This window comes from Caballeronia sp. EK, assembly GCF_014384845.1.
Lineage (GTDB): Bacteria > Pseudomonadota > Gammaproteobacteria > Burkholderiales > Burkholderiaceae > Caballeronia > Caballeronia jiangsuensis.
On the sequence record NZ_JACSUE010000004.1, the window covers coordinates 570,195 to 583,863 of the forward strand.

General features: G+C 60.7%; 9 protein-coding genes. 2 read left to right on the top strand and 7 right to left on the bottom strand.

All coding sequences use genetic code 11. The annotated features are described in order from the left end of the window. Window positions 1-81 precede the first annotated feature (81 nt). From IAG25_RS14935 to IAG25_RS14965, 7 genes are all read right to left on the bottom strand, one after another. A complete protein-coding gene (locus tag IAG25_RS14935; RefSeq protein WP_187605527.1) occupies window positions 82-2,433 on the bottom strand; it encodes a polysaccharide biosynthesis tyrosine autokinase in 2,352 nt (783 codons plus the stop codon). 495 nt (window positions 2,434-2,928) lie between these two features. Next, window positions 2,929-4,014, bottom strand: coding sequence for a glycosyl hydrolase (locus tag IAG25_RS14940; protein WP_309243939.1), 1,086 nt, complete (start codon window positions 4,012-4,014; stop codon window positions 2,929-2,931). A 43-nt stretch (window positions 4,015-4,057) separates the two neighbouring features. Further along, complete coding sequence (locus tag IAG25_RS14945) at window positions 4,058-5,158, bottom strand: glycosyltransferase (protein ID WP_309243940.1); 1,101 nt, start codon at window positions 5,156-5,158, stop codon at window positions 4,058-4,060. A gap of 142 nt (window positions 5,159-5,300) precedes the next feature. Continuing rightward, the gene (locus IAG25_RS14950) at window positions 5,301-6,380 is read right to left on the bottom strand and encodes a glycosyltransferase family 4 protein (protein WP_187605530.1); all 1,080 of its coding nucleotides are present in this window, start codon (window positions 6,378-6,380) and stop codon (window positions 5,301-5,303) included. A gap of 9 nt (window positions 6,381-6,389) precedes the next feature. Further along, window positions 6,390-7,541: a glycosyltransferase gene (locus IAG25_RS14955; protein WP_187605531.1), complete on the bottom strand. Its 1,152-nt coding sequence runs from the start codon at window positions 7,539-7,541 to the stop codon at window positions 6,390-6,392. 567 nt (window positions 7,542-8,108) lie between these two features. Then, entirely contained in the window at window positions 8,109-8,270 is a 162-nt protein-coding gene (locus IAG25_RS14960; protein ID WP_187605532.1) for a hypothetical protein, read from the bottom strand. 296 nt (window positions 8,271-8,566) lie between these two features. Next, window positions 8,567-9,841, bottom strand: coding sequence for a flippase (locus tag IAG25_RS14965; protein WP_187605533.1), 1,275 nt, complete (start codon window positions 9,839-9,841; stop codon window positions 8,567-8,569). An 819-nt stretch (window positions 9,842-10,660) separates the two neighbouring features. Here IAG25_RS14965 and IAG25_RS14970 point away from each other — a divergent pair. Both IAG25_RS14970 and IAG25_RS14975 read left to right on the top strand, forming a co-directional pair. Beyond that, window positions 10,661-11,785 carry a sensor histidine kinase gene (locus IAG25_RS14970; RefSeq protein ID WP_309243941.1) on the top strand — a complete coding sequence of 375 codons (1,125 nt, stop codon included), beginning with the start codon at window positions 10,661-10,663 and terminating at the stop codon, window positions 11,783-11,785. Window positions 11,786-11,846: 61 nt separating this feature from the next. Beyond that, on the top strand, window positions 11,847-13,211 hold the full coding sequence (locus IAG25_RS14975) for a hemolysin family protein (RefSeq protein ID WP_187605534.1): 1,365 nt from the start codon (window positions 11,847-11,849) through the stop codon (window positions 13,209-13,211). Window positions 13,212-13,669: the final 458 nt, after the last annotated feature.

A 13,669-nucleotide genomic window follows, 5' to 3' on the forward strand; every position in this document is an offset into this window, starting at 1 on the left:
CCAGCGTTACAACGCAATGCGCCGCGTGACGGGCACGCGGCGCGATGCCTTCAACCGCTACGCTTCATTATGCGCGCGCCGTTAATGCGCCGACTTGAACGAACTCGTATATGCCGCGGCATAACCATAACTGCGACGATTGCTCGGGCGTCGCGGAATCGCATTGAACACCGAGCCGACGAGCCTGCCGCCCGAACGCTGCACCTTCTTCACGGTCTCCTCGATCTCCTCCTCGCTCTGGATGCCCGAACGCAGCACGAGCACGGTCGAACCCGCGTCGCTCGCGACGATCGCCGCATCGGTCACGACGAGGAACGGCGGTGTATCGAGGATCACGAGGTCGAACTGATCGCTCATGCGCGCAAGCATGTTGCGAAAGCCCGGCATCATCAGCAGCTCGGAAGGATTCTCCGGATAGCCGCCGCACGACATGAACGACAGCCCCGGCACGCCGACATAGCGGATCGCGTCGCCGAGCGCCAGTTCGCCCTTGAGCACTTCCGAGAGACCGCCCGGATTCGACTGCTTGAAGAACGAAGCGATATGGCCGCGCCGCATGTCGCCGTCGATCAGCAGCACGCGCAGGCCGATCTCCGCGAGCAGCACCGACAGATTCGCCGCGACGAAGCTCTTGCCCGCCGACGGAATCGGGCCCGTCAGCATCACGATGTTGTTCGGCGCATTGGCGAGATCGCGATACAACTCGGTGCGCACGGCGCGCAGCGCCTCGATCGCCGGATCGTGCGGGAAGCGCGTGGCGAGCACGCGGGCATCGCGATCCGTGTCGGCGACGTGCGGCATGGCGAACGCGTCGTGCTCCGGCAGATGAACATAGGGCAGCGCCTTCGGTGGACCACTGTTCTGCGCCCCGGAGTAAGTGAGCGGCGCATGTTCGACCGGCGATACGGCGATCTCGTGATCGAGCATGGCCTGCTGCCGGCTGTACAGCACTTCGCCCAGCACGGGCACCGACAGACGGCGCTCGACGAACATCGGATCGGTGACGCCGATCATCGCGTGGCGGCGCAGGAAGATGAAGAACGTGCCGATGAAGAAGCCGAGGCCCGTGCCCGCGGCGATCACCAGCGACTTGTGCGGTTTAACCGGACGATACGGGCGCAGCGCGTTATCGACGATATGCGCGCCGCCGCTCGTGCTCGCGCGCCGCACGGAAAGCTCCTGCGCCTTGTTCACCATGCCCATGTAAATGGTTTCGGCCACGCGCGCGTCACGCGTGAGGGTCGCGTTCTGGCGTTCCGAAGCGGGCATGCTGTCGAAGCGCTGCTGAATCTGCTTGTTCGACGCCTCCAGCTCCGAGATCTGCTGATTCAGATTGACCACTTGCGGGCTGCTCGGCTGGAAGCGCTGCAAGGCCTGCGTGCGCTGCAGCTTGAGCGTCGCCAGTTGCTGCATCGATACGATGCTGCCTTGCAGATACGCCTGCGCTTCGTTGAGCGGTTGCACCGACTGCGATTTGGAACGGAACGAGCTCAGGTTGCCCTCCGCGCGCCGCAGATCGCTTTCGAGTCGCGGCAGTTCTCCGCGGATGAATTCGAGCGTCTTCGTGTCGTTCGCCTGGCGCGCCTGAACGGCCGCGGTCAGATACGCCTGGCCGAGCGCGTTCGCGACATCGGCGGTCAGCGCGGGATCGTCGGCGTTGAAGGTGATCTGCACGACGCCCGTGTCTTTCGCGGACTCGGCCACCTTCATCGACTTCTTCATGAGCGCGATTGCATCGAGCGTATTGAGGCGCGTCACGTCGAAGTGCACGCCCGGATGGCCGAGCGCGCTGTTGACGAGAATCGACACGCCGTTCGCCGATGCCGGACGGCCGATCGTGCCGCGCAGAAGCATCGCGCCATCGGGATCGCGCAACTCGTACTGGTTGTTGTCGAGCAGAACGAGATCGAGCTTCTGGTCTTCGAGCGAGGGCGGCACGTCGAGGCGGCCGATCTGCAGCGATTCGCCGCCCCAGCCATACGAATCGAGACCGAACCATGCCGGAGACAGATGTCCCTTCTTCGCGAAGATATCCGCGATCTGGCCGAGCACGGGGAAGGTGGTCGGCTTAACCTTGATGTCGAAGTGGAACTGCTTCACGACGGGTTCGAGCACCGAGCGGCTTTGCATCACGGAGATTTCCGCGGGCGCGAGCTGGTTGACCGTCGGCTGAGACTGCTGCATCTGCATCTGGTTTTGCGGCGCGATGCCGAGCGCGTTCGGATCGGGTGGATCCACGCGCACGACGACGTCCGAAGAATAGATGGGCGTGGCAAGAAATGCATACGCGGTCGCGAGCGCGGCCGTGATCCCGATGAACAGGAACAGGATGCCAAGGTGATCGCGCAGGAGCCTGAGCATGTCGCTCGCGGTGAATTCACCGTCGTCCTTGCCGGGGCGCGAAGATCCGGAGTTCACATAGAGGGTGTTCAAAGGCGCCGTCCTCAGTTCGATAAGTTGACCGTTGTTTCCCGGGCCGAGAAAAACAGAGAGCCCGCGCGGCATGTCCGCGGTACGTCTTGCGTGTTGTTGATCCGGCCTATGGCCGTCGGAACTTCCAGACTAAAGACGCGAGAGGCTCTGAAAAGCGGGCGAAGCACATGTTGCTTCGAGGTCGCATGACGAAGCACGTCGGCTCGTCGGAGTGCGATATCTGCCAGGAGCACACTCCGTGCCTCGGCATCGCGCCTCAAGATTCGGCGGATGAAACTCGCGAATCCCGTTACGAATCGCTTGCTGTCAAACGATACGGTAAGTCTGGAAAATAAAGCGTCAAGGCTATCTTCCGGGTCCAAACTGCACGCGTCTGTTGAGTAGCGAACATAACGGGCATGGTAAGGGCGGGTACGCCACTTGCGCCCCCGCTCTTTCGCGCGATAATTTGCGGTTTCGCCCATGCTTTATTTGTCGTACCAAAGTGTCGATCTCTTACGGCATCGGGTTGGCCTTGATGAAATCCCGCACGGTATCGAAGCGCGATTTGCGCGTTTTACCGTCGTCCTGGATCACACCGTAGTTGCCATCGCCGCCGTAGCGCTGGTCGTCATATAGCTCGTACAAGGTCACGTTCTGTATGTTGTAGGTCTTCGCGAGCGACACGAATCCCTTCAATGCATCCTTGCCGACGAGATAGCCGGCCGGGTCCGCGTGGGTCGGCCGCACGCCGTACTCGGTGATCCAGATGGGCTTGCCGTAGCTGTCGCGCAGGCGCTCGAGCACGTTGACCTTCTTGTCGCCGGCCGCAGTGATCGATCCCATGTTCGAATACCAGTGCCACGCGGTGATGTCCCAGTGGGGAATGGGATGACCGCGCGTGCCGTCGGGCTGCGTGCCCGCATAAAGCATGTCGGTGAAGCCGTAATGCAGCCAGCTGAACGATGTCAGCAGGATCTTCGCGTCCGGATTCGTTTCGCGTATGCCTTTGATCAGACCGAGGATCGAGCCGCGCGCTTTCATGAACTTCGCGTTGTCGTAGTCCTGCGGATGCTCGCCGCTACGGTCCGAGCCGAGTATCGTCCAGTTGTCGTACTCGTTGCCGACCTGATAGTACGTAACGAGGCCCTTCAGTAAACGCCCCGCCGTCTTCCCTAAAGCATAGCCGCGCTCGAAGGTTTCCTGCTCGTTCGCGCGTTTTTCCGGCTCGAAGGGCGTAACGAGCGCGAGCACGCCGACGCACTGTTTCGCCGCCGCGCGCGCGAAATCCGCGACCATGTGAGCGCTTTGCTCGCTCGATACATCTTGCGCGTACATCGTGACGCCGAGATCGCGAAGCTGTGAAATCTGCAAGGCGTAGTCGCTCATGCCGTACGCGCCGTGATGTTCCAGATGCCCTGCGATACCGTAGAACACACCTTTCGATCCATTGCCGCAAGCGATTTTCGGCGACGCGACGTTCGCAGCGTGCTCCGCGGAGTTCGCCGAATGACTGCTGTGATACGCGTCGGATGTGCCGCCGCGCGCGTAGATCAGCACCGATGCGCAGCAAAGCGCACCGAACAGGGATATGGCAGCCACCAAAGTTCGCATCGATGTTCGGCCCTCGAAAAAGTGCGCGCTGTCACTCGATCAGCACGTTGGAACGTCGCGGCGTGGACTGAGCGCCCATGTCGCGCAGGGCGCTCTCGTGCAGCAAGACGTTTTGCGCCTGCTCGTCGAATGCTTCGCGCGAGAAGCGATGCCTGAATGCGCGTGCGAGCGCGGCGAGCGGAAGATCACGCGCCGCGAAGATGCGTTCGACGAATGCATCGTGATCATGCGCGGGAAAAAGCAGCGCATCGGGCAGATATGAATCGAGGCCCGACACACGCGATACGACGATCGGCCGTTGCGCGAGCACCGCTTCGATCATCACGAGCGGCACGCCTTCATATGCGGAAGGCAGCACGAGCGCATCGCTCGCGACGATCCAGGGCAGCACGTCCTTCTGCGGCCCGACCATGCGCACGCACGCGGACAGCGCCGGGCTCGCGTCGATCATGGCTTGCAGGCGCGCCCCATCCGGACCTTCGCCGACGATCAGCACGAGCGTGCGTGCGAATGCATCGGCGTGACGCTCGATGGCCTGCATCAGAAAGTCCTGACGCTTCTGTTTGAAGTTGATCCGTCCGATATGCGCGATGATCGTCGTGCCGTCGTCGGGCAAGCCGAGCGAGGCGCGCGCGGCTTCTTTCGTGAGTGTCGTGCGACTGAAGCGGTCGTCGACGTAGTTCTCGAGGACCATCGCGCGCGCATTGGGCGCGAGCGCCTTCAGCTTGCCGCGCAAATGATCGTTCAGCGTGACGTACTCGTGCGGCGCGCGATACAGCGCGCGCTTGACGAGCCATTTGATCTTGCCGGGACCGCCCGCGTTCGCGGGAGCATCGTCGACGAGCGGCAGATAGCTTACCGCCGTGGTGCGCGCCTGACGCGCGGCGAAGAGTCCCGCGAGACCGGAAGCGATGGTGCCTTGCGCGATGAGCAGCTTGTTCAGCCGCAGCGTGCGCAATTTCGCCGCGGTCGCGCGGACCGTGCGCCACAGCGCGAAGACATCGCCGCGTATCGATTCCGCCGTATGCGGAAGCCCGATCGTCTTCACTTTCGGATGCGCGTTCGCCAGGTCGCTGACGTAGCGATACAGCGGCTCGTTCGCGGTCGGCACGAGGATATGCAAAGTCTTCACATGAGTGCTCGCGATGAGCGCAAGCATGAACCGTTTAAGCATCTTTTCGTGGCCGCCGTTGATACCCGAGTCACAATAAATTCCCAACTTCACCAGCTCTTTCCCCCTCGAAATGCGTCTGTATTTGTAGCGCCGCTTGCTCTCACGGCTTGTCGATGAACTGCATCAGCAGGCGGGCGCTTTCCGTCCAGCGGAAGCGCTCGGCGTGCGCGAGGCCGCGACGTTTGAGGTCTTCGCTCAATTCAGGCGAAGCCAGCAGCTCGCGCAACTTGCTTGAAATATCTTCGACAGAATAGGGATCGCAATAGATCGATGCGTCGCCGCATGTCTCCGGCAATGCGGCCGCACGCCCGACGAGCGTCGGGCAGCCGTTGCGCATCGCTTCCAGCGGTGGAATGCCGAAGCCTTCGTAAATTGAAGGGTAGAGGAAGCATGCGGCGCGCTGGTAGAGCGCTCTCAGCTTTTCATCGCTGACATAGCCCGCCTGCTTGATGTTCGGCGCACTCGACAGATCATGTGCCTTGCCGAAGATCGCGGCATTCTTCATACCCACGATCACGAGATCGATCGAAGGATCGTTCAGACGCATGAATGCTTCGACGAGGCGCTTGAAGTTCTTCGTCGGATTCATGCTGCTCACGGCAAGCACGTAACGGCGGTTCGTGAGATTCAGTTCTTCGATCACGGATGCATCGGGCATGATGTGATCGAGATGATCGGCTGCGAGTGGCACCACGCCGATGCGCTCCGCAGGCACGCCGACATGATGCGCGAGCCGGTCGCGCGAGAACTTCGAATTCGTCAGCACGCAACTCGACGTGCGCGCGAGGATCCAGAACATCACGTGATACCACGTGCGAAACTTCCACGAGAAGTGCGCGGGTGTATCGAACACCGCGGCATCGTGCATATAGATGATCTGGTTCGCGCGAAAGATCGAGCCCGAGTTCGAGAGATTCACGATACGCGAGCGCCCGGCGAAGAGCGGCAGCACGATCTGCTCCCAGAAGACGCCCTTGCCGAAGCCGAGCTTCACGGTCTCGACACCTTGCACGGGATCGAGTCCGCTTTGCGGCGGCACCGCGAGCGTCACGTGGGAGCCTTGCGGCAATTGCACGAGCGCGGCGACGAGTTCGCGCGCGACGCGTTGCACGCCCGTGGTCTTCTGGCTCGTGAAGCGTCCGTTATAGACGAGCTTGTTGCTGGCGATGGATGTGTCCATATCAGGGCGTCAGAACTGTGAATCGGAGCTGGTTTCATAGGCGATCTCATCGGCATCGAGCGGCGCGCGCGCGTGCTTGACGGAGTCGAACTCGTACATCGAAAGCCATTGACGGAAGATCGCGTCCATCGAAAAGCGCTTGCTCGCAGATGCTCTGGCCTCGGCGCCCATGCGTGCGCGCAGCGACGAGTCGTCGCGCAACAACGCGATGTACTTCGCCATATCTTCCACGTTCGATGCGACGAAGCCCGTCACGCCATGCTGAACGACATCGCGATTGCCCACGACATCGGTCACGACGGCGGGAATGCCCGCGACCTGCGCCTCGATGAGTGCGATAGGCATGCCTTCCCATCGCGATGTCTGCACATAGATATCGAGCCCTGACGTGAGTTCGAGCGCACGATCGCGCGTGACCCAGCCGCTGCACGCTACGGCGTCTTTAGGCGTTCCCGCGGGCAACTCGTCTTCATTGCCGCCGATCCACAGGAAGCGGACGGACGCGTCGCGCAGTTCGGTCGCGAGCTTCACGAAGGCCTCATGATTCTTTTGAAACATGGCGCGGCCGCTCATGCCGATGAGAATCCCGCCGGCGCTCTTGTCGATGCGCGGCGGAATCTCCGGCACGTTCACGCCGTTCTCGATCATGCGTGCGCGACGCGCGCGCATCTTCGTTTCGATCTCCGCAAGCTCACTCTTCGAACATGCGACGATGGTCCCGCCCAGTCGCGCGGCGATGCGCTCGAAGCTCAGATAAGCGAACTGCTTCGCGGGCGACACGTCACGCCGCAGAAACGCGAGGCCATGCGGCGAATAGAACACGCGTGCGCGCGGCGCTGCGATGCGCGCGGCGGCACGTCCCAGAACGCCCGCCTTCGACGAATGCAGATGAATCACGGACGGATCGCACTCCTTCAGCTTGCGGGCCAGGTTCCACAGGCTGCTCAGATCGTTCTTCATGCTCACTTCGCGGAACATGCTGACGTAGGTTAGCTTTACCGCAGGATGAAAGAGCTTCGCGAAGTTATTCGGTGTTTCCTGCCGGATCGAATGAAGGATCGTTACGCCGACACCGGCCGCCGCCGCGCGGTTCGATAGCTGGGTCAGCATGGACAGCACACCGCCGCCGAAGGCCTCGGTGATATGGACGATCTCTTTCATATTCAACTCTTCGATTGGCGTCTCGCCGAGCACCCGCGGCAATACGCAATGTGAAGGAATGGCCTAATCGTTATGGAAAGATGACGCGACACACTCGCTTGGGGCGAACGCATCCCGGGTGGTCGTTCATGACCACCTCGAGGAACATGAAAGGCCGGGATGTGCGTGTCGGAGTACTAATCGCGCGAAGATGTAATACGCGCGCGATAAATACACACGAGATCCGGCATAGCATTACGCGTTCCTTGCGCACGGGATGCGAGGAACTCCATCAAGCCTGATAACAGGCCTGGATTTACCTGCCGCAGAATCCCGGACCAGTCAATTTGGCCGGATGGGCGCCCCGATGTCGGTCTTTGCGAAGATTGTTCTGCGTCGCGCCGAAAGCACAGTTCAGCCATTGAAGCAGCCTTTCTGCAGCGGGACGTAAAGCCGATAGGTCAGTAAAAGATCTGAGTTCTTCAGAGCCGGAGCCGTCGTTCGCCGGCTTGAGCACATTCCTCGGTCCGTGCCCGGGACGTTATCGACGCCAGCATTCCTGTGCTGACGTATACGAATTCCTGAAGCTTATTTCGTGGCGGCCGCATTCTGCTGAGCAATCGCCGTTTCGCATATCTGTAGAAGGATTTGCAGATCCTTGAGTGGCACCGCGACTGATTGCATGCGCAGGCTCTCGGCTTGATCGGCTAACTTTTGCACATGCTCGACTGACGTTTCATCCGTTTCCATTCGGCAGGCTCGCTTAATTAAACACTGTTTGGACCATTAAGATATCGGCTCGAACTGCATAGGTCGGTTCGTTGACTCACATACTTAAATGCAACTTTTGGAGTAGAGCGCAATCAAATGCGTCTAATGCGCGCTTGGCGTGCAATACAATGCTTTGTGAAAGCCAATCATTTGAAAAACGCGTTAACAAATAGAATCACTTGTTACCGTTTATAACACGTCAATTTGTTCATTGCCGAAAGCGCAAATAAACATTACGCCGATCCTGATATCCACATCGCATTTCTACATACGGTTCACGTGGTACCCGAACCCGCTCTTTCGGTAATCGGACGCTTGAGCAACGACACGCCTTGCAGATGAAGCGTGAAGGCCATCGCCGCCGCCGCCAGCGTCTCGACAATCAGCACCGTAGCTGCCGCACCCTGTTCGCCGAAGAGCTTCGCCAGCACGGCGAGCAAGCCGAAATTCAGCACGGCGGACGCCATCAGCACGCGGCTGAACTGCGCCTTCATGCCAAGCGGAAGCATGGTCTGAACACCGAAGAGATCCGTGAGGCCGACCATCAACGGTACGAACGCCATCCAACGCAACACTTCTACGGTAGGCAAGAACTTCGGTCCATACAAGAGTTTTACCGCAAGCGGCGCGCCGAAGAAGATGCAGACCGAGATCAGCGACACGATCAAGCCCTGCACGACGAACATCTTGCGCAGGAAAGCGAAGGCATCGTCCTTTGCATGATGCATGAGAAAGCTCACGCGCGGGTACGCCGCGGTCTTGAGCGGCGAGAGCATGTTCAATGCCGCGCGGATCAGCTTGTCGCCCGCGGCGAAGTAGCCGGCCGCGACGTTGCCCGAAATGAACGTGAGCAGCACGATGTTACTCGATGCATAAATATCGACGATGGACGTCGCCATGTACACGCTCCAGCCGTCCTTCAGACGACCGAAGATGGTCTTGAACGACACGGGTACGAAGTCGAGTTCGCGACGGAAATACAGATACGTGCAGATCGCAATGCCCGATAGCAGCGGAACCAGCGCGTTGACGGCCATCGCGATATCGACATCGTCGTGCTCGCGCACGAAGATATACATAGCAGGAATGCTGAGCGCACGTCCGATGAATACGAATCCGCTCAGCATGCCGAGATCTTCGATGCCTTGAAAATACCACGTAGGAATCAGCATCGCACCGATCGGCATGCCATAGCCGATGATCAGCAACTCGCGATACTCTCTCAGAGAAGGTATGAACGACGTCAGCGCGAGCAGGACGAAGAAGCCGGCACCCGCGAGCGCGGCCTGCGTGATGATGGTTTCCCAGAAGATCTTCGAGCGCTGTTCGCGGCTCGCGCGATTGATGGACACTTTCGGCGTCGCGGTCAGGGAGAAGCTGAAATTCGCGAGCGAGATGAAGTAGGCGACAAAGGCCAGGCAAAATGAAAGGCGTCCATATCCGTCCGGACCGAGGACGCGTGCAAGCCACGGCAGCGTCAGCAGCGGTGCAAGGTAGGTGGACACCTGCAACGTCATCAGGATCGTGAAGTTCTTTCGGAATGAAGCCATTGAACGGTTTTTTCCCCGGCTGGAGCGCAGCATGTTTTATGACTATGACGCAGGGTCATGAACCCTGCAGGCTCGCCTGTGTTTGGCAGCCTTTGCGTGACAGCGCCTGCAGCGAATAGTTTCGCCCGAGCGACGTGTCGTCAATGCGACGCGGGGCCAAAGAGGTCTGTGCGCCCACGCCTTGGCCTGGCTTCGGGGCACTTCGTATCGAAGGAAATGCGCCGGTTCCGGATGGTCGATAACTTCCGGAGAGGACGCAAGCGTATGAAAGAAGCTATTAAACAAGAGAAAAATGTATCTATCAGTGGGGTTGCGCACGCAAGACCGGTTCCAGCGTGCGATCGTTCGGTTGAAATTTGCGCCAAGTGCTGGTAGGAAAACATGGATGCGCGGCGATGGATCGTCTTCAAAGCGGGATCCGTCGCATTGCAAATCTCGACCGTTCTCAATGATCGGGATATCACGACTATATTCTTGCAAGCGTGCTAGTCGGGAAAAAAATAAATCGCCCACGCGAAACTCATATATCAAAGCTTCAAAAATCGAATTAATAGCAATCCGATATTTTCCATAGCCCATTGCGTGCGCGCGCCCTGAAACGGCACGCAATTCTCGGTCCGGCCACGCCGGCCGTGCACAAGAATTGCTACCGTCTGGCGGCGGGGCGCGCGGCGCGCCCGCCGCGTGCGTCGTAGGCGCTCACATATAATGACCTGCAGGGGCTTCATCCGCCGGCCCATTCTTCAGGCCAGACGAGCAGTGCGGCGGCGCATCTCGCGACATCAACCGCAACACCGAAACACGCAAGGAACCATAACCGTGACAACGTCTTTTTCCAGTACGGTCGAGCCCGAAGGCGACAAGGCTTTCGATGCGGCCGTCGCAGGAAACGACGGCGTGCTGGTGCTCGACGCCGCCCAGCGATGCCTCTCCGCCGACGCCGTCTTCACCCATCTCTTCGATCTCGATCCCGCTGCGCTGAGCGGCCGCCTGCTTGCCGATACCCCGTTGCCCCGTCCGCTCACCGCCGCGCTCGCCGCGGCTGCGGATGCCGCGCTCGCGGGCAACGGCACGCGCCGCGCGCATGTGACGTTCGGCGAGGGCGACGCGATGCGCGCCTTCTCGATCATCGCGCTGCCGGGTCCGGATTGCGTGACGCTGATCGTGTCGGCGGCGGCGTGCACATCGGATGACGAACATGGCGGCGCCGATCGCGTCGCGCATTTGCGTGCCGAGGCCGCGCTCTTCATGCGCGATCATGTGCTGTCGGTCGTGTCGCATGATCTGCGCGGACCGCTCAACGCGATCCATAGCTGGGGTTACGTGCTCGAACGAAAGGTCGACGCCAACGATCCCGCCGCGCAGCGCGCGCTCGCGGGTATTCGATCGGGCGTCGAGCAGCAGGTGAAGCTGATCGAGCAGTCGGTCGATACGACGCGCGCCGAAACCAAGGCGTTGCAAGTCGCGCTCGCGCCCGTCGCGTTACGTCCGCTGCTCGAAAAGAGCGCAGCGCTCGCGCGTGCCAGCGTGGCGCGTGCGCGTGGCGTGACGATCGAGATCGACTCGCCGCTTGCGGAAGAACAACTCGAAGGCGATGCAGAGCGTCTGTTGCAGACGCTCTGGCTCATGCTTGCATTCGCCGCCGAGGCGAGCCCGTCGGGCGCGGCTGTGCGTGCGGCGAGCAATATCGAGGGTAGCATGTGGCGCACGGACGTGCGCTTCAGCGCGTCGGCGCGGGCGCTTGGCGATCCGGCATCGCCTCATGTGCTCGAAGCCTTCGCGCGCCGGCAGGCATTGGAGCCGCGCGAAGGCGGTCGCATTGCGTGGGGCCTCGCGCTGTGCAAGCGCGTGGCCGAGGCGCATGGCGGCGCGTTCGAGCACAGCGACATCGCGGATAACGCGGAGGTCACGCTGTCGGTGCGCGTGCCGGTCGCGGGGATGTAAATTGACTTTCGATCAGCTGTCGCCCATATACTGACGCTTTCCACTTTCGAAGAGAGTTGCTTTGGCTCAGGTTGTCGCGCTGATCGGCGCATTGTTGCTCGTCGCGCTGAATGGTTTCTTCGTCGCGGCGGAGTTCGGGCTCGTCAAGCTGCGGCCCACGCGCGTCAAGGCGCTCGCGCGCACCAACGGCCTTCCTGGCCGACTGCTCGCGAAGGTGCACGGGCAGCTCGATGCCTATCTGTCCGCATGTCAGCTCGGCATTACGCTGGCATCGCTCGGGCTCGGCTGGATCGGCGAACCCGCATTCGCGACGTTGCTCCATCCGCTCTTCTCGCTGCTCGGCGTCGAATCGGAGAAGCTCATCGAGACGGTGTCGCTCTTCTTCGCGTTCACGGTCATTTCGTTTTTGCATATCGTCGTTGGCGAACTGGCGCCCAAGTCCTGGGCCATTCGTCGCGCGGAGCAGGTGGGCCTGTGGCTCGCCACGCCGCTTTACGGCTTTTACTGGCTGATGTACCCGTTCATCTGGGTGCTGAACACGAGTGCGAACTTCGTGCTGCGGCTCTTCGGCATATCGGCGGAACACGGACACGATGCGCATTACTCCACCGACGAGCTCAAGCTGATCCTGCGCGGACGGCGTCATGGCGGCGCGTCTTCGTATAACGAGGACGAGTGGAACACGATCGCGCATTCGCTCGACTTCAGCCGCATGACGGTGTCTGACCTGATGCGTCCGGCGCACGAACTCGTCGGACTGCGCAATGATTTGCCGATGCGCGACAACCTCGCCGTGATCTCGCGGCATCGCTTTTCGCGCTATCCGCTTTTCGCCGATGCATCGGGCGAGCGCGTGATCGGCATGATCCATCTGAAGGACTTGTTGCTTGCGGGCGATGGCGCTCCGCGCGGCTTCCACTTCACCTTTTCGAAGGATGCCGCCGAGAAGATCGACAAGCTGTCGCGGCATGTGCGGCCGGTGCAATATGTCGCGCCGAACCTGTCGGCGCTCGAACTGTTTCGACGCTTTCGCAAGGGCGCGCCGCATCTGGCGATCGTCGGGCGCAAGGGGGCGAAGCCCATCGGCTTCATCACGCTCGATAACCTGCTTGGCGCGCTTGTCGGACAGATTCACGACGAGTTTCGTCAGGGCGATGCCGACTGGTCGCGTATGGACGACGGCACGTTGATGGGCAAGGGGAGCTTGCCGGTGGTTTCTCTTGAGCGGGCGCTCGGCATCGATATCGATGAAGGGCGCGCGGAGTCGGTTGGCGGGCTCGTCATCAATGCGCTGGGGGATTTGCCCTCCGAAGGGCAACGGGTCGAGTTCGATCGGTTCGATATCGTGGTCAAGAAGATGAAGGGGCCGAGGATTGTTTTGGTGCGGGTTTATCCGCGGGAGGAGGCGCTTGAGGAAGCCGATTGACTGGGGTTGTTCGCTTGCGCTGGGGTTTTTGTGCTTTTGCCGGATCCCGTATTCGTGTTGGTTTATTAGCACTGCCCCTGTGCGGGGCGGCAGTCACTTTCTTTGCTGCTGCAAAGAAAGTAACCAAAGAAACAGCTCTCCCCAGCCTAAGCACTTCACACCGGCCGCGGCACAGGCGATTGGCTGAATGGCCCGGCAGTAGAGAGTGCCCTCACAAGCAGACAAGGGCTTGGCTCGCGCACGGTCTGCCGCACCAAATGTTTTGCCTCACTGGTTCAGCATCAAATAGCTCCGGCCCGCTTCGCGGCCGATGGGTCAATCGGGTGTGCGCGTGCTTCTTCTTCGATGGTTTCCCTCGCATACCCGACGGCAGCGCGTAGCGCTGTGCCGAAGCTCTTTTGTGCTGAACCAGTTCGCTAAAACATTTGGAGCGTCAGACCGTGCGCGATCCAAGCCCG

Excerpts from the sequence above, each read along its gene's own strand:
- IAG25_RS14950 (WP_187605530.1), bottom strand. The coding sequence starts at position 6,380 with ATGGACACATCCATCGCCAGCAACAAGCTCGTCTATAACGGACGCTTC.
- IAG25_RS14955 (WP_187605531.1), bottom strand. The coding sequence starts at position 7,541 with ATGAAAGAGATCGTCCATATCACCGAGGCCTTCGGCGGCGGTGTGCTG.
- IAG25_RS14960 (WP_187605532.1), bottom strand. The coding sequence starts at position 8,270 with ATGGAAACGGATGAAACGTCAGTCGAGCATGTGCAAAAGTTAGCCGAT.
- IAG25_RS14965 (WP_187605533.1), bottom strand. The coding sequence starts at position 9,841 with ATGGCTTCATTCCGAAAGAACTTCACGATCCTGATGACGTTGCAGGTG.